15 protein-coding genes are annotated in these 15,033 nt (G+C 64.1%); 1 reads left to right on the forward strand and 14 read right to left on the reverse strand.

Annotation, left to right across the window (positions count from 1 at the left end; genetic code table 11):
* Positions 1-34: 34 nt before the first annotated feature.
* The 14 genes from purF to ROZ00_08070 all read right to left on the reverse strand — a co-directional run bounded on the left by purF (position 35) and on the right by ROZ00_08070 (position 14,306).
* A complete protein-coding gene (gene purF / locus ROZ00_08005) occupies positions 35-1,555 on the reverse strand; it encodes an amidophosphoribosyltransferase (GenBank protein MDT3736150.1) in 1,521 nt (506 codons plus the stop codon).
* 3 nt (positions 1,556-1,558) lie between these two features.
* A complete protein-coding gene (locus tag ROZ00_08010; protein MDT3736151.1) occupies positions 1,559-2,050 on the reverse strand; it encodes a CvpA family protein in 492 nt (163 codons plus the stop codon).
* A 5-nt stretch (positions 2,051-2,055) separates the two neighbouring features.
* Entirely contained in the window at positions 2,056-2,715 is a 660-nt protein-coding gene (locus tag ROZ00_08015) for an SPOR domain-containing protein (protein MDT3736152.1), read from the reverse strand.
* Positions 2,690-3,979 (reverse strand): bifunctional tetrahydrofolate synthase/dihydrofolate synthase, encoded by a 1,290-nt coding sequence (gene folC, locus ROZ00_08020; GenBank protein ID MDT3736153.1) that lies wholly within the window; start codon positions 3,977-3,979, stop codon positions 2,690-2,692. The genes ROZ00_08015 and folC overlap by 26 nt, the downstream gene beginning before the upstream one ends.
* Before the next feature lie 2 nt (positions 3,980-3,981).
* Complete coding sequence (gene accD, locus ROZ00_08025) at positions 3,982-4,842, reverse strand: acetyl-CoA carboxylase, carboxyltransferase subunit beta (GenBank protein ID MDT3736154.1); 861 nt, start codon at positions 4,840-4,842, stop codon at positions 3,982-3,984.
* Complete coding sequence (trpA, locus tag ROZ00_08030) at positions 4,839-5,663, reverse strand: tryptophan synthase subunit alpha (GenBank protein ID MDT3736155.1); 825 nt, start codon at positions 5,661-5,663, stop codon at positions 4,839-4,841. The genes accD and trpA overlap by 4 nt, the downstream gene beginning before the upstream one ends.
* On the reverse strand, positions 5,663-6,862 hold the full coding sequence (trpB, locus tag ROZ00_08035; GenBank protein MDT3736156.1) for a tryptophan synthase subunit beta: 1,200 nt from the start codon (positions 6,860-6,862) through the stop codon (positions 5,663-5,665). Before trpB ends, trpA begins: the two co-directional genes overlap by 1 nt.
* Positions 6,840-7,514: a phosphoribosylanthranilate isomerase gene (locus tag ROZ00_08040; GenBank protein MDT3736157.1), complete on the reverse strand. Its 675-nt coding sequence runs from the start codon at positions 7,512-7,514 to the stop codon at positions 6,840-6,842. The genes trpB and ROZ00_08040 overlap by 23 nt, the downstream gene beginning before the upstream one ends.
* Positions 7,474-8,268 carry a tRNA pseudouridine(38-40) synthase TruA gene (gene truA / locus ROZ00_08045; GenBank protein ID MDT3736158.1) on the reverse strand — a complete coding sequence of 265 codons (795 nt, stop codon included), beginning with the start codon at positions 8,266-8,268 and terminating at the stop codon, positions 7,474-7,476. Before truA ends, ROZ00_08040 begins: the two co-directional genes overlap by 41 nt.
* Complete coding sequence (locus tag ROZ00_08050) at positions 8,265-8,873, reverse strand: hypothetical protein (GenBank protein ID MDT3736159.1); 609 nt, start codon at positions 8,871-8,873, stop codon at positions 8,265-8,267. The genes truA and ROZ00_08050 overlap by 4 nt, the downstream gene beginning before the upstream one ends.
* Before the next feature lie 49 nt (positions 8,874-8,922).
* Complete coding sequence (locus tag ROZ00_08055) at positions 8,923-11,694, reverse strand: FimV/HubP family polar landmark protein (protein MDT3736160.1); 2,772 nt, start codon at positions 11,692-11,694, stop codon at positions 8,923-8,925.
* Between the two features lie 207 nt (positions 11,695-11,901).
* Complete coding sequence (asd, locus tag ROZ00_08060) at positions 11,902-13,014, reverse strand: aspartate-semialdehyde dehydrogenase (protein MDT3736161.1); 1,113 nt, start codon at positions 13,012-13,014, stop codon at positions 11,902-11,904.
* 33 nt (positions 13,015-13,047) lie between these two features.
* On the reverse strand, positions 13,048-14,109 hold the full coding sequence (leuB, locus tag ROZ00_08065) for a 3-isopropylmalate dehydrogenase (protein MDT3736162.1): 1,062 nt from the start codon (positions 14,107-14,109) through the stop codon (positions 13,048-13,050).
* Positions 14,110-14,180: 71 nt separating this feature from the next.
* Positions 14,181-14,306, reverse strand: a complete 126-nt coding sequence (locus tag ROZ00_08070; protein ID MDT3736163.1) for an entericidin A/B family lipoprotein — start codon at positions 14,304-14,306, stop codon at positions 14,181-14,183.
* Between the two features lie 275 nt (positions 14,307-14,581).
* Between ROZ00_08070 and ROZ00_08075 the strand changes: the two genes are divergently transcribed.
* On the forward strand, positions 14,582-15,031 hold the full coding sequence (locus ROZ00_08075) for a hypothetical protein (GenBank protein MDT3736164.1): 450 nt from the start codon (positions 14,582-14,584) through the stop codon (positions 15,029-15,031).
* Positions 15,032-15,033 lie beyond the last annotated feature (2 nt).

Genomic DNA, 15,033 nt, shown 5'->3' on the forward strand with positions numbered 1-15,033 from the left:
GCAGTTCGGAAGCTACACGCGGTTCGGTTTCCTGTCAATCCGCCACGACGAGATTGAGGTCGAGCTGGGCCACTTCGCCATCCTCCCCGCTCAGGTTGCCATCGCTACGCTGGTTCTCGACACTATTGAGGTATTCGGCACTGACGTCGCCCGTGACGTAACAACCGTCGAAGCATGAGGTTTCGAATACCGTGATCGAGGGATTCAGCGAATGCACCGCCGCCTTCAGCGCATCCAGGTCCTGGTAAATCAGTCCGTCGGCGCCGATCTCCCGGCAGATTTCCTCGTCGTTGCGGTCGCTGGCAATGAGCTCGTGGCGCGACGGCATGTCGATGCCATAGACGTTGGCATAGCGCACCGGCGGCGCCGCCGAAGCGAAGTACACCTTGCGCGCCCCGGCATCGCGGGCCATCTGCACGATCTCCTTGCTGGTCGTGCCGCGCACGATGGAGTCGTCCACCAGCAGCACGCTCTTGCCGCGGAATTCCTGGGCGATGGTGTTGAGCTTCTGCCGCACCGATTTCCGCCGCTGCGCCTGTCCGGGCATGATGAAGGTGCGGCCGATGTAGCGGTTCTTGACGAAGCCCTCGCGGTAGGGAAGGTTGAGGCGCGTGGCCAGTTCCATGGCCGAAGGACGGCTGGAATCGGGAATCGGAATGACGGAATCGATGTCGATGTGCGGCAGGGTGTGGCGGATCTTCTCCGCCAGATGCTCGCCCATCTTGACGCGGCTCTCGTAGACGGAGATGCCATCGATCAGAGAGTCCGGGCGGGCCAGGTAGACGAACTCGAAAATGCAGGGCGCGCGCAAGGTGTGTTCGGCGCAGGGCTTGCTGTGGAAATTGCCCTGGATGTCGATGAGCACCGCTTCTCCCGGCGCCACGTCGCGCAGAATCTGGAAGCCGAGCGTGTCGAGGGCGACGCTCTCCGAAGCCACCAGATATTCGTTGCCGGCCGGCGTGACGTTGCGGCCGACGATCAGGGGGCGGATGCCGTAGGGATCGCGGAAGGCGAGCAGGCCGTAGCCGGCAATCATGGCCACCACGGCGTAGGCGCCGCGCACGCGGCGGTGCACGCCGGCCACCGCCTTGAAGATGGTCTCGGGATCGAGCTGGTACTTGGTCGCCGCCGCCTGCAGTTCGTGCGCCAGGACATTAAGCAGCACTTCAGAATCGGAATTGGTGTTGATGTGGCGCAGGTCCTGCAGGAACATCTCGCGCTTGAGCTCTTCGGCATTGGTCAGGTTGCCGTTGTGCGCGAGCATCAGGCCGAAGGGGGAATTCACATAAAAGGGCTGCGATTCGGCGGAGTTGTAGGCCGAACCCGCTGTCGGGTAGCGGCAATGGGCGATGCCCCAGTTGCCCTGCAGGTTGCGCATGTTGCGCGTGCGGAAGACATCTCGCACCAGCCCAGGACCCTTGTGCATGTGGAACACGCCGGCCTCGGCGGTGGCAATGCCGGCCGCGTCCTGGCCACGGTGCTGCAGCACCTGCAGACCGTCATAGAGAAGCTGGTTTACCGGCGTCGTCGCGACGACGCCCAGGATTCCGCACATGTTTCACCTATAGCGTATGCGCTTCGCCACGGCGGCAGGCAGCCAGGGCTTGGACGCCAGCACCGCGGTTTCCAGCGGCGGTGCCAGCCAGGCTTGCCGCCACCACGCCTGCTGCGGCAACATCGTCAGGCCGCCGACCAGAACACACAGCAATACCACCAACACGCCCCGCGCGACGCCGAACACGGAGCCGAGAAATCTATCCAGCGGCCCCAGCCCGATCGCGCGCAGCAGCTTGGAAAGGGCCAGGCGGGTCAACGCCACCGCTACCAGTACTGCCACGACTATAACGGCAAAGGCCGCCGCATACTGGAGTGCCGGCTCCTTCAGCCACTCGCTGAAGACCGGCGCCATTCCGGGCGACAGCTCACGTCCCGCCAGAAGCGCCGCCACCCAGGCCACCAGGGCGAGCACTTCGCTCACCAGCCCGCGCCAGGCGCCGAGCAAGACCGAGGCGACGACAATCGCCACTACCGCGTAATCAAATACCGTCACCGCCGCTATTTCTGCGCGACGACGCCATCCACGCCGATGCGCCTGATGCGATCGCGCGCCGCCTCGGCCGCTTCCTTGCTCGGGAATGGACCGGCCCGCACGCGCGTCCTGTCGCTGCCATCCGGGGAAGACAGCGCTTCCGTATAAAAATTGTAGCCCTGCTGCTTGAGCTTTGCCGTCAAATTGCGCACATTGGCCTGGTCGCGATAGGCGCCAAGCTGGACCACCCATTGCTCGCCGCTCGCCGCAGCAGGTGCCGGCTTGGCCTTGGCTTCCTCAGGCTTTTTTGTCGTCTGCCTGGCCTCGGCTGGCTTGCTCGCCGTATTGCCAGGACTGACTTCTGCCTTGGCGACCGTCTTTTGTCCAGCCTTGGTCTCGACTTTCGGCTCAGGCTTGGCCGGTTCGGCGGACTTCGCTTCCGAAACGGCAGCCGGCGGCAAGGGCGTCGGGGTCGCCCCCGGCTTGACCGGCAGAATGCGGGAAGTAAAGGCGCCGGCATCCTGTGCGGGAATGCGTATCTGGATATCCTGCACCGGTTGCTGCTTGGGAGCCTGATCCATGACCATCGGCAGCACGACGGCCGCCAGTATTGCCAAGGCAACGGCACCCACCAGACGGCGGCGTGCGCGCTTCTTCAGCTCAAGTTGTGCGTCGTTTTCGCTCATCGTCTATCGCGTACAGCACACCGGCCACGGTGAGGAAGGAACCGAAGGCAATAATTCTATCATTTTCCCCTGCCCGATCCTTGGCTGCGCGATAGGCGTCAGCGGGCGAAGCGAAACACGCATCGGCGCGAATGCCTTGGCCTGCCAGGATGCCAGCCAGCGCCTCGCCATCCATGCCACGCGGACCCGGCAGGCCAGCCGTGAGCCAGTGGTCGATACGGCCCTTGACGCGCTCGATCACTCCGGCGATGTCCTTGTCGGCCAGCATGCCGAACACCGCCCAAGTTTCCGGATGGAAGGCCATACTGCCGAGGTTGTCGGCCAGCACGCCGGCGGCCTGCGGATTGTGGCCGACGTCCAGCACTACCGTCGGACGTCCCGGCAGCACCTGAAAGCGTCCAGTCAACTCGACCTCGATCAAGCCGCGGCGGATGTCCTGCATGGACACCGGCAACCGGTCCGCCAGCGCCTCCAGTCCGGCAATTGCCGTGCTGGCGTTCGCCAGTTGGATGGCGCCGCGCAGGGCCGGGTAGGCCAGCCCACTCCGCCGGCCGCGGCGCCCCCAATATGTCCATTGCCCCTGCTCGGCAAGGTAGCCGAAATCCCTGCCGAGTACCTGCAGGTCGGCACCAATGTTGCCCGCGTGCTCAAGCAGGCTCTGCGGCGGCTTGGCGTCGCCGACAACGGCCGGACAGCCGGCGCGGAAAATTCCCGCCTTCTCGAAACCGATCGCCTCACGTGTCTCGCCGAGGTAGTCCATGTGGTCGAGATCGATCGAGGTAACGATGGCGCAATCGGCATCGAAGATGTTCACCGCGTCCAGCCGGCCGCCCAGCCCGACCTCGAGGACGACGGCGTCGACACCGGCCGCGGAGAATGCCTGCCAGGCCGCCAGGGTGCCGAACTCGAAATAGGTCAGCGGTATATCGCCGCGCGTCGCCTCCACCCTGGCAAAAGATTCACATAGCGCATCAACGGAAGCCGACCTGCCATCGATGCGCACCCGCTCGTTGTAGTCGAGCAGATGCGGCGAGGTGTACAAGCCGACGCGATAGCCGGCGCTGAGCAGGATGCGCTCCAGCATCGCACAGGTGGAGCCCTTGCCGTTGGTGCCGCCGACGGTGATGACAGGCACCGTCTGCTCCGCACGGAGTGTGCGCCTCACGGCGAGGACGCGCTCCAGCCCCAGCGCGATCGGCTGGGCATGCAGCCGCTCGATATGGGCCAGCCAGTCCTGCAGGGAATTGCGAGAGGTGAGCGCCAGGATCAGACCGCGGGAATTTTTTGCAGCAGGGTCAACAGCGACGCCAGCTTGTCGCGCATCTCGCGCCTGTCGACGATCATGTCGATGGCGCCCTTTTCGAGCAGGAATTCGGCGCGCTGGAAGCCTTCCGGCAGCTTCTCGCGCACCGTCTGCTCGATGACGCGCGGGCCGGCGAAGCCGATCAGCGCGCCCGGTTCAGCCATGACCACGTCGCCGACGAAGGCGAAACTGGCCGAGACGCCGCCCATGGTCGGGTCGGTGAGGATGGAAATGAAGGGCAGCCGGTTGGCCGAGAGCTGCGTGACGGCCGCTGTGGTCTTGGCCATCTGCATCAGCGAGAACAGGCCCTCCTGCATGCGCGCGCCGCCGGTGGCCGTGATGCAGATGAAGGGCATCTGCTGCTCGACGGCCACGCGCACACCGCGCACGAAGCGCTCGCCCACTACCGATCCCATCGAACCGCCCATGAAATCGAATTCGAAAGCGGCGATCACCACCGGCAGAGTTTTCACCGCGCCCTGCATCACCACCAGCGCATCGCCCTCCTCCGTCTCGTCCACGGCGGCATTGAGCCGTTCCGGGTAACGCCTGCTGTCCTTGAACTTGAGCGGGTCGACCGGTAGTACCTCGGCGCCGATCTCGAAGCGGCCTTCCGCATCGAGCAGCAAGTCGAGCCGGGCGCGGGCGCGCAGGCGGTGGTGATGACCGCACTTGGGGCAGACGTTGAGGTTCTTCTCGAGATCCGAACTGTAGAGCGTCGCCTCGCAACTGGGGCACTTGCACCAGAGCCCCTCGGGAATCGACTTCTTGGCGCCCTCTGCGCGCTTGATCTTGGGCGGCAGCAGCTTCTGCAACCAGCTCATCGCGTCATCTCCCTGGCAACGGCCTGTTCATCCAGTGCGCTACGGATGCCGCGCAGGAACCCCGTCACATTGGCAATGACCTGCTCGCGCGGACTCTTCTCGATCTCTTCAATGATGCGGCTGCCGATCACCACCGCATCGGCCACCGCGGCGATGCGCCGCGCGCTCTCGGCGTCGCGGATGCCAAAGCCTACGCCGACCGGCATGCCGACTTTCTTGCGAATGCCCGGGATTCGCCGGGACACCTCGTCCAGGTCGAGATGGCCTGCACCGGTGACACCCTTCAACGAGACGTAATATATATAGCCGCTGCCCACTTCGGCCACCTGGCCGAAGCGTTCGTCCGTCGAGGTCGGCGCCAGCAAAAAGATCGGATCGATACCGGCCACCTTGATCTTCGCCGCGAAGTCGGTGCACTCCTCGGGAGGATAGTCCACCACAAGGACGCCATCGACGCCTGCCTGCTTCGCCTCGGCGGCGAAGGCGCCGATCCCCATCGCCTCGATCGGGTTGGCGTAGCCCATCAGCACCACCGGCGTATTGGCATCGCCGGCGCGGAATTCACGCACGATGGCCAGCACCTGGCGCAGCGAGACGCCGTGCTTGAGCGCCCGCTCGGAGGCGCGCTGGATGGTCGGGCCGTCCGCCATCGGGTCGGAGAAGGGCACGCCCAGCTCGATGATGTCGGCGCCGCCCGTCACCAGCGCGCGCATCAGCGGCAGCGTCAGGGCGGGGTCGGGATCGCCGGCGGTGATGAAGGGAATCAGGGCCTTGCGTCCCTGACCGGCAAGTTTCTCGAAAGTGCTCTTGATGCGCGACATCAGAATTGGATCCCCGACTTCTCCGCCACGGTGTGCATGTCCTTGTCGCCGCGGCCGGAGAGGTTAACCAGCAGGAGCTTGTCCTTCGGCAGCGTCGGCGCCAGCTTGGCGGCATAGGCCAGCGCATGCGAGGACTCCAATGCAGGAATGATGCCCTCGTTGCGGCACAAGGCGTGGAAGGCGGCCAAGGCCTCGTCGTCCGTGACGGCGACGTAGTCAGCGCGATGACTGTCCTTGAGCCAGGCATGCTCGGGACCGACGCCGGGATAGTCGAGGCCGGCGGAGATCGAGTGCGTTTCGATGATCTGGCCGTTCTCGTCCTGCAGGAGGTAGGTGCGGTTGCCGTGCAGCACGCCGGGCCGGCCGGCGATGAGCGAGGCGGAGTGGTGGCCGCTGGCAAGGCCGTAGCCGGCCGCCTCGACGCCGACCAGCTTCACGGATTCGTCGGGAATGTAATCGTAGAAAATGCCCATGGCGTTGGAGCCGCCGCCGACGCAGGCGATAACGACGTCCGGCTGGCGCCCCGCCAGTTCCGGCATCTGTACGCGGCACTCCTCGCCGATCACCGACTGGAAGTCGCGCACCATCATCGGGTAGGGATGCGGGCCGGCCACCGTGCCGATGATGTAGAAGGTGTTACCGACGTTGGTAACCCAGTCTCGCATCGCCTCGTTCAAGGCATCTTTCAGCGTCTTCGAGCCGGACTCGACCGGCACCACGCTGGCGCCGAGCAGCTTCATGCGATAGACGTTGGCGGCTTGGCGCTTGACGTCCTCCGAGCCCATATAGACCACGCACTCCATGCCGTAGCGCGCGGCGACGGTGGCGGTGGCGACGCCGTGCTGGCCGGCGCCGGTCTCGGCGATGACGCGCGGCTTGCCCATGCGGCGCGCCAGCATGGCTTGGCCGATGCAGTTGTTGACCTTGTGCGCGCCGGTGTGGTTGAGATCCTCGCGCTTGAGGTAGATCTGCGCCCCGCCGAGCAACTCCGACCAGCGTTTCGCGTGATAGATCGGGCTGGGACGGCCGACGTAGTGCTTGAGCTCGTACTCGAACTCGGCCTTGAAGGCGGGATCGGCGCGAGCTTCGGCGTAGGCGCGCTTGAGCTCGTCGAGCGCCTCGATCAGCGTCTCGGCGACGAAGGTGCCGCCGTAGGGGCCGAAATGGCCGCGCGCATCAGGTAAGTCGTACATCCCCATCTCTTACTCCGGCTATGAACGCGGCGACCTTCCCCGCGTCCTTGATTCCCTTGGCGGCTTCCACCCCGCTGCTGACATCCACCGCCCACGGCCGCACGGCATGCACTGCCTCGGCCACATTGCCGGCATCCAGGCCGCCCGACAGGATCTGCGGCAAAGGCAGGCGCGGCGGGATCAGCGACCAGTCGAAGGTCTTGCCGCCGCCGCCGTAGCCCTCGACGTAGGCGTCGAGCAACAGCCCCTGGGCGGAAGGATAGGTCTCCGCATATTTTACCAAATCGAGGCCCGGTCTCACCCGCGCCGCCTTTATGTACGGGGCATGGAAGGAACGGCAGAAGGACTCCTCTTCGTCGCCATGGAACTGCAGCAACTGGATCGGCACCGCCTCCATGACGCGCCGCACCGTGAGCTTGGTCTCGTTCACGAACAGGCCGACCAGGGTGACGAAGGGCGGCACGACGCGGGCGATCTCCCAGGCCTGCTCGACGCTGACGCAGCGCGGGCTGGGCGCGTAAAAGACCAGGCCGAGCGCGTCGGCGCCCAGTTCGACCGCCGTGCGCGCATCCTCGGGTCGGGTGATGCCGCAAATCTTGACGCGGGTTCTTGGCAAGCTAAAAGGCCGTCGGTGGGAAAGGCGCGATGATACGGCCATTCATGGGCAACTGCCAGCGCGCCTCGTACTCGACGCCGGACAGATACAGCCCATGCGGCGAGAAGGTCGGCGCCGCCAGGCTGCGGTCGCGGCTGGCGATCAGCTCTGCGATCCATTCCGGCGCATGCGCGCCCTTGCCGACATAGACGAGCGCGCCAACCATGTTGCGCACCATGTGGTGCAGGAAGGCGCTGGCGCGGAAATCGAAGACGATGCAGTCGCCCTCGCGCCGCACCTCCGCCTGGTGCAGCGTTTTCACTGGCGTCTTGGCCTGGCACTCGGCGGCGCGAAAGGCGGAGAAGTCCTGCTCTCCCACCAGCAATGCCGCACCTGCGCGCATGGCTTCGAGATCAAGGGGAAGATGAAACCAGCCGACCCGGCCATGCAACAGCGCGGGACGCACGGCATGGTTGTACAAAACATAGCGATAGCTGCGCGAACGCGCGGAAAAGCGCGCATGGAAATCGTCCGCCAGCTCGCGTGACCAGCGAACGGCGATGCTGACCGGCAGGTGCGCATTCACGCCGCGCACCCAGGCATTCTCCGGCCTGGCAGCCGGCGCGTCGAAATGCACCACCTGGGCTGCCGCGTGTACGCCGGCATCGGTACGGCCGGCACACATCACGCGAACCGGCGAGCCGGCGATTTCAGCCAGCGCCCGCTCCAGTGCATCCTGGACGGTATTGCCCTGCGGCTGCGTCTGCCAGCCGGAAAAGACGGCGCCATCGTATTCCAGCCCCAGGGCAATCCTCATGTTGCGGCTCCGATGAATACGGCCACGGCAATAGTCAGTCCCGCCAGCACGGCGAAATCGACGGTGCGCAGGGGCACAACCTGCAAGCGCAGCCGCATTGGATCGCCGGAGGCGACTTCGCCCTGCAACCACTCGCGCCAATGCCTGCCCGGCGGAGACTGCTCGACATAATGCATCACCAGCATCAGGCGCAGCGCCACTCGGCCGCGGTCGAGCCCCAGCCAAGACAAGGGCCATATCAGGCCATATAGGCCCGACACCAGGCCTTCCAGCCCTGTGAACAGCAGCAGCACGGCCAGACTCGCCAGCACGAAGACCAGCCGCAGCAGATGCTCGAAGCCAAGCCGCATCCCCTCGTCCGTCGGACCGAGGCTGCCCAGTGAAGGTAGCAGATAGACACCTGGTGTAGCCAGGGCAAAGAGCAGCACCAGCGAGACGATCAGCCAACGGGTGCGCTTCATCAGCAACCCCAGCCGCCCTGGCGAAAGCCAGACACCCGCGCCAAGGGCGAGGACGCAAGCCAGTAACAGCCCGCCCAGCGGCAACCATTGGACAAGTACGGTCATCACGCCCCAAACGATGAGACGGACGGTTGGATGCAGCATCGAGGATGGAGGGAAACGACGGAGGGCATTGCGCCCTCCGTCAGGCGGTTCAGCCCAGCTTGGCGAGCATGCTCTGCGCCTTGGCCTGCTGTTCGGCGTTGCCTTCCTTGGCGACTTCCGTCAGCAGTTCGCGCGCACCTTCCTTGTCGCCCATCTCTTCGTAAGCCTTGGCCAGTTCGAGCTTGGTCGTCACTTCGTCTCCCGCGGCAGGCTCGGCGGCGGGAGAAGCCGGCTCTCCAAGATCGAGACTGATGGAACCAAGATCGATATCGGGCTCGGCCTGAGGCGCGGTCTGCGGAGCAGCCGGCGCGCCAATGTTGAAATCGAAATCGAGGGCATTCCCGCCAGCAAGGGTCTTTTCGAGATCGATCGGTTGGGAAGCCGGAGTCGCCGGCGCAGCCGGTTCCCCCAGATCCAGATCGAAATGCAGACCTTCGTCGGCCGCCTGTGCCGCAGCAGGCTCGTCTAGCTTGATGTCGAGCGCCAAGTCGGCGGCAGGCGGCTTCGACGCCTTCGCCACATCCATAATCATGGTCGCTTCGGGGTTGTACTCGGCAGCGGCCGGCTTGCTCTCCGCCGGTTTGAAATCCAGGCCAAGATCGAAGTCCAAGCCGGCCGCCTCCGCAGCAGCGGGGGCGGCGGCAGCAGGCGCCGGCGCGGCCGGGGCCGCTGCAGGCGCACCCAAGTCGAGATCGAAATCCAGCGCGGGTGCCGCCGCTGTCGCAGGCGCCTCGAGCGACGCCTCGACCGGTTTTTCCAGGATCACCGTTGCTGCACCGCCCTTTTCCACCGCCTCGGAAATCTGGCTCAATTCCCCCGGCATGGTCCAGGTGTCGCGCATTTGCTTGGTTTCGCCGGCCGGCACGATGATGGTCGTATCGGTATTGACGGACTGCTTGTCCCCGGTGGCCCCGCCAAATAGCGGATTGGCCGGGTCAAGCTTCAAGCCCATCGCAGCGGCCTTTTCCCAATCGCCGCCGACGCCGCCCGTCTGGGCATAAAGATCGCTTGCCAGGGTTTCGAACTGCTTGTTGTTCTTGCGGCCGGCGTAGATTTCCAGCAGCTTGACGTGGATCGCCGTACGGGTCGGATCCGTCTTCAACGCGTCAAGCAGGATCTCCTCGGCCTGCGCGTCGCGACCGTAGGCCATATACACATCGGCCTCGGCCACCGGATCAACCCCCTCGTCCGCATCGATGGCACTGATGGAAGCCTGGCTGAAATCCGTCGCCATCGAACTGCCGGTGGTATCAACGCTCTGACCGCCGGTAGCGCCGAAGACGGAGTTGGCCGTCAGGTTGGCTGTCGTTGTCGGCGGTGCTTCTCCGTCTTCATGTTGTTTTTTTTTCTGCCGCTGGCGATAGGCAACGAAACCCAGCAGGCCCAGCACCAGCACGCCACCGCCAAGAATGGCCGGATTCCCCATCACTTCGTCGATGAAATCCGGCTCGGGTGGCGGCGGCGGTGGCGGCGGCGCCTTCTTGGGTGCCGGTTTCGGCGCCTCAGCCGGTTTGGCCGACTCGACCGGCTTGGCCGGAGGAGCGGCTTCGACAGGTTTCACCGGTTCAGCCGGCTTCTCCGCAGCAGCCGGCACGGCGGCCGCAGCAGGAGCGGGTTCCGGGGCCTTGGCCGGCGCGGCAGGCACAGGGGCCGCCTTCGCAGCAGCCTGTTTCTGCAGCTCGGCAAGGTTCTGGTTCTTCAACTCGACAAGTTTCTCCAGATCCCTCAGGTTCTTTTCCAACTCGACCTGGCGCGACTGTGCCTCCTTGAGCGCCCGATCCTTGGCTGCCAAGTCTTCTTCCAGTGCCGCAATCTTGCCTTGCGCCAAGCGGGCATCCTTGGCGGATTCCGCCTTGGATACCTTCAACTGGTCCTTCGCTTCAGTCGGGGCCGGGGCCTTGTCCTCGACCTTCGCGCCAATCTTGCCCGTGGCAACCTGTTTGGCTGCATCTTCTTTCGGAGCCTCCGCGCCGGCAACTGCCGAGGCCAATTTCTGGCGATAGGCATTGAAGTCGGCGGTATGCGCCGAGATGGTTTTCCGGGCTTCTCGGCCATCCACCGCCGCTACGGCTTCCCGATCGGGGATGTTCAGGATCCTGCCCGCCTTCAAGCGGTGCATGTTGTTGTCAATGAAGGCATCCTTGTTGCTGCGGAAGATAGCGACCAGCATCTGGTCGAGGCTGACGCCATCGTATTGGGCTTCCGCAGCTATCTTGCGCAGGTATTCGCCCTTCTGTACTTCGCGGCCCTGAGCTTCGCCGGCCGGTTTCGCTTCTCCGGGTTTCTCCGTCCGCGGTTTGTCGTCTGCGCGCAACTCCGGCTGTTTGGGGGAGGCAACCGGGGAAGGCTGCGCTATGGAAGTGCTATCGCTCTTCGCCGCAGGAGAGGCGACAGGCTTGCGGGCCAGGACATCAGGTGCCGGATCCAGCAGAAAGGTGTACTCCCGTACCAGGCGACCGGCGGTCCAGTTCAATTCAATCAGCAGGTCGAGAAATGGCTCATTGATCGGGCGATCCGTTGTCATCCGGATCACCGGCTTCCCCGCCGTACGTTTATCGATCACCAGCTTGATGCTGGATAGGGCGGGAACGAATTCGATGCCCGCCTGCTTGAACGCATCATGCGAAGCAAGGCGTGCCGACAGTGAGGAAAGCTCCTCGCGGGATGCCGTCAGCTCGACTTCGGCACGCAGAGGTTGTCCCAATGCGGAAAGCACCGTGATCCGGCCCAGCCCCGCCGCGTTCGCACCCATCGGCAGCACAGCCAGAGCCATCGCCAATATGGATGCCTTGAATGAGAGTCTCAGGATTTTTTTATGCACCGCGTCCCCCTCGCGGAGAGTTTCCGAACAAGTAACATAACATCATGAGCTTAGCTATGCAAGCTAAACTTCCTCATCACATTCTGGCCAAATCCGGCGGGAAATCAACCGGTTTCTGATGGCAAAGGCCTGTCGTGACGGGCCTGCCATCCTATTGATGTTGTTTTGAAAAGGCCGTTGAGCGAGTCCGGCCTCGGTGCGACTGGCCTAGGCTTCGAGCAATATCCTTAGCATGCGCCGCAACGGTTCGGCTGCGCCCCACAACAACTGGTCGCCACAGGTGAATGCCCCCAGGTAGTGCGGCCCCATATTGAGCTTGCGCAGGCGCCCCACCGGAACCGTCAGCGTGCCGGTCACTGCGGTCGGCGTCAACTCCCGGATAGTGACATCACGGTGGTTCGGCACCACCCGCACCCAGCCATTCGATTCGGCGATCATGCCTTCGATCTCGTCGAGCGGCACGTCCCTTTTCAGTTTGAGGGTGAGCGCCTGGCTGTGGCATCGCATGGCGCCGACGCGGACACATATGCCGTCGATCGGCACCGGACTGGCTTCGCGGCCAAGGATCTTGTTGGTTTCGGCCTGCCCTTTCCACTCCTCCCGGCTCTGGCCGTTCTCAAGCTCCTTGTCGATCCAGGGGATCAGGCTGCCTGCCAGCGGCACGCCGAAATTCGAGGTTGGAAAGTTTTCCTGGCGCAGAATGCCCGCCACCTCGCGGTCGATGTCGAGGATCGCCGAGGCAGGATCGTCGAGCAGGCCCTTCGCCACACGGTGCACTTCGCCCATCTGCGTCAGCAATTCGCGCATGTTCTGCGCGCCGGCGCCGGAAGCCGCCTGGTAGGTCATGGCGCTCATCCACTCGACGAGGTCGTGCTGGTAGAGCGCGCCGACCGCCATCAGCATCAGGCTGACGGTGCAGTTGCCGCCGATCCAGCTGCGGCCGCCGCGCGCCAGGGCACTCTTGATGACATCGAGGTTGACCGGATCGAGGATGATCACGGCGTCGTCTTTCATGCGCAGCGACGAGGCGGCATCGATCCAGTGGCCGTTCCAGCCGGCCGCGCGCAGCTTGGGGAATACTTCGGTTGTGTAATCGCCGCCCTGGCAGGAAATGATGATGTCCATTGCCTTCAGCGCGCCGACGTCACGCGCATCCTGCAATGCCGGCACGTCGCGGCCGATGGCCGGGCCTTTGCCACCCACCTGCGAGGTCGTGAAGAAAACCGGATCGATCAGGTCGAAATCCCGCTCTTCCATCATGCGCTGCATCAGCACGGAGCCGACCATGCCGCGCCAGCCCACCAGACCCACTCGTTTCATTTGAAAACCCTGCCTAGATAATGTTGTCGTCGCCTACAGCGCCGCGATCACCGCGTCGCCCATCTCCCTGGTGCCCACCTTCTTCATGCCCGCCTCGAAGATATCGCCGGTGCGCAGGCCCTGCTGCAGCACCTTCTTCACCGCGCCCTCGATGCGCTGGGCGGCGGCCTCCTGGCCGAAGGTGTAGCGCAGCATCATCGCCGCCGACAGGATGGTCGCCAGCGGGTTGGCGACGCCTTGTCCCGCGATGTCCGGTGCCGAGCCGTGGATCGGCTCGTACAGCCCCTTGCCCTTTTCGTCGAGCGAAGCCGAGGGCAGCATGCCGATGGAGCCGGTCAGCATCGATGCCTCGTCGGACAGGATGTCGCCGAACATGTTGCCCGTCACCATGACGTCGAACTGCTTGGGGTTGCGCACCAGCTGCATGGCGGCGTTATCCACCAGCATGTGCGACAGCTCGACGTCGGGATAGTTCTTCGCCTCGTCGGTCACCACGTCGCGCCACAGCTGGGTGCACTCCAGCACGTTCATCTTGTCCACCGAGCAGAGCTTGCGGTTGCGCTTGCGCGCCGCTTCGAACGACACCTTGGCGATGCGGCGGATCTCGGACTCCGAGTAGATCATGGTGTTGATGCCGACCTTCTCGCCGTTGCGCGTCTCGATGCCGCGCGGTTCACCGAAATAGATGTCGCCGGTCAGCTCGCGCACGATGAGGATATCCAATCCTGCCACCACTTCGGGCTTGAGGCTGGAGGCATTGGCAAGCTCTGGGTAAAGCACTGCCGGCCGCAAGTTGGCGAATAGCCCAAGATCTTTGCGGATGCCGAGCAGGCCGCGCTCCGGACGCTTCTCACGCGGCAGCGTGTCGTATTGCGGGCCGCCGACGGCGCCGAGCAGCACCGCGTCGGCCTCGCGCGCCAGCTTGCGGGTCGCTTCCGGGTAGGGATCTCCGGCGGCATCCACCGCGCAGCCGCCCAGCAGCGCCGTCTCCATCTCCAGCTTGATGCCATCCTGGCGCAGCGCCTCGAGGACACGCACGGCCTGGTCAACGATTTCGGGGCCGATGCCATCGCCCGGCAATACACAAACTTTCATTCGAGTCCTCTCTTCTCCGGAAACCGCCGCCGCAGCGCCGTCATGACGCCCCGGTGGCACTTGGTGCTGACTTACTTGGCCACCTTCTCCACCGCCTTGCCGCCCGCCTGGATGTCCTTGCCCACGCCCTGGACAGTATTGCAGGCTGCCAGCGCAAGCATGGCGATAAAGGCCAGTAACAGATTCAGTCGTTTCATGATCACATCCCCGCTTCGAGTAATTTCAAGCACCTGCGCTCAATGCCACGCCATGAAAAGCACGGCGAACCAACGTCGTCATGCCATAGGGCATTTGCGGCATAGTATGATTCCTACTGAAACCTTTTGAATTATATCGAAATCGGTCCAGCCTTGCCGCACCGCAGCAGGCTCGGGGGTGCTTTATGAATACGTCAATTCTCGCTATCGGCCTGGTAATCCTGGTTGCGGCCGGCGCTGGGTTCTATACATACACAACACAGCGAAAGCAACGCATGGCAGCCGCCAACGCCGACCGCATTGCTGCAGCCGTAAAGGATTATTTCGCACGCAGCGGCGCTCAGGTTGTTGCCCAGTGCCATCCTGTACAAGACAAGCTCCTGGTCCTGGTCGAATCAGAGCCCCTCAAGCGCTTTCGTTATTCCCACATCGTCGAAGCCTCCCTCATCAGTCATGTCGAAAAGGCGCTCGGGCTTCAGGTCGACCGCGTTTTCTGGCGCTTTCCCCTGCCCATTGGCACCTCATCCCCCCAGGATACGGCCGACATCAAACCCGCTACACGGGAGGACGAATACGTCTCCCAGGGCATCCGCCAGGCCAAGGCCAATCCCGAATATCATGTCGCGGAGGATTCCTGGGATCAGTTCGAGAAGGCGCAGCAGCAGGGTGAAGACGCAACGCCTCATTCTTCTGCCGGAGACGGCAAGAACGATCGGGGAGAGTAGCC

This window comes from Denitratisoma sp. (assembly GCA_032027165.1).
In the GTDB taxonomy this organism is placed as follows: domain Bacteria; phylum Pseudomonadota; class Gammaproteobacteria; order Burkholderiales; family Rhodocyclaceae; genus Desulfobacillus.

What these genes read in the sequence shown, in the direction of transcription:
- ROZ00_08050 (MDT3736159.1), bottom strand. Translation starts at nt 8,873, where the DNA reads ATGCTGCATCCAACCGTCCGTCTCATCGTTTGGGGCGTGATGACCGTA.
- purF (MDT3736150.1), bottom strand. Translation starts at nt 1,555, where the DNA reads ATGTGCGGAATCCTGGGCGTCGTCGCGACGACGCCGGTAAACCAGCTT.
- leuB (MDT3736162.1), bottom strand. Translation starts at nt 14,109, where the DNA reads ATGAAAGTTTGTGTATTGCCGGGCGATGGCATCGGCCCCGAAATCGTT.
- ROZ00_08040 (MDT3736157.1), bottom strand. Translation starts at nt 7,514, where the DNA reads ATGGCCGTATCATCGCGCCTTTCCCACCGACGGCCTTTTAGCTTGCCA.
- asd (MDT3736161.1), bottom strand. Translation starts at nt 13,014, where the DNA reads ATGAAACGAGTGGGTCTGGTGGGCTGGCGCGGCATGGTCGGCTCCGTG.
- accD (MDT3736154.1), bottom strand. Translation starts at nt 4,842, where the DNA reads ATGAGCTGGTTGCAGAAGCTGCTGCCGCCCAAGATCAAGCGCGCAGAG.
- trpA (MDT3736155.1), bottom strand. Translation starts at nt 5,663, where the DNA reads ATGTCGCGCATCAAGAGCACTTTCGAGAAACTTGCCGGTCAGGGACGC.
- ROZ00_08015 (MDT3736152.1), bottom strand. Translation starts at nt 2,715, where the DNA reads ATGAGCGAAAACGACGCACAACTTGAGCTGAAGAAGCGCGCACGCCGC.
- ROZ00_08075 (MDT3736164.1), top strand. Translation starts at nt 14,582, where the DNA reads ATGGCAGCCGCCAACGCCGACCGCATTGCTGCAGCCGTAAAGGATTAT.
- truA (MDT3736158.1), bottom strand. Translation starts at nt 8,268, where the DNA reads ATGAGGATTGCCCTGGGGCTGGAATACGATGGCGCCGTCTTTTCCGGC.
- trpB (MDT3736156.1), bottom strand. Translation starts at nt 6,862, where the DNA reads ATGGGGATGTACGACTTACCTGATGCGCGCGGCCATTTCGGCCCCTAC.
- ROZ00_08070 (MDT3736163.1), bottom strand. Translation starts at nt 14,306, where the DNA reads ATGAAACGACTGAATCTGTTACTGGCCTTTATCGCCATGCTTGCGCTG.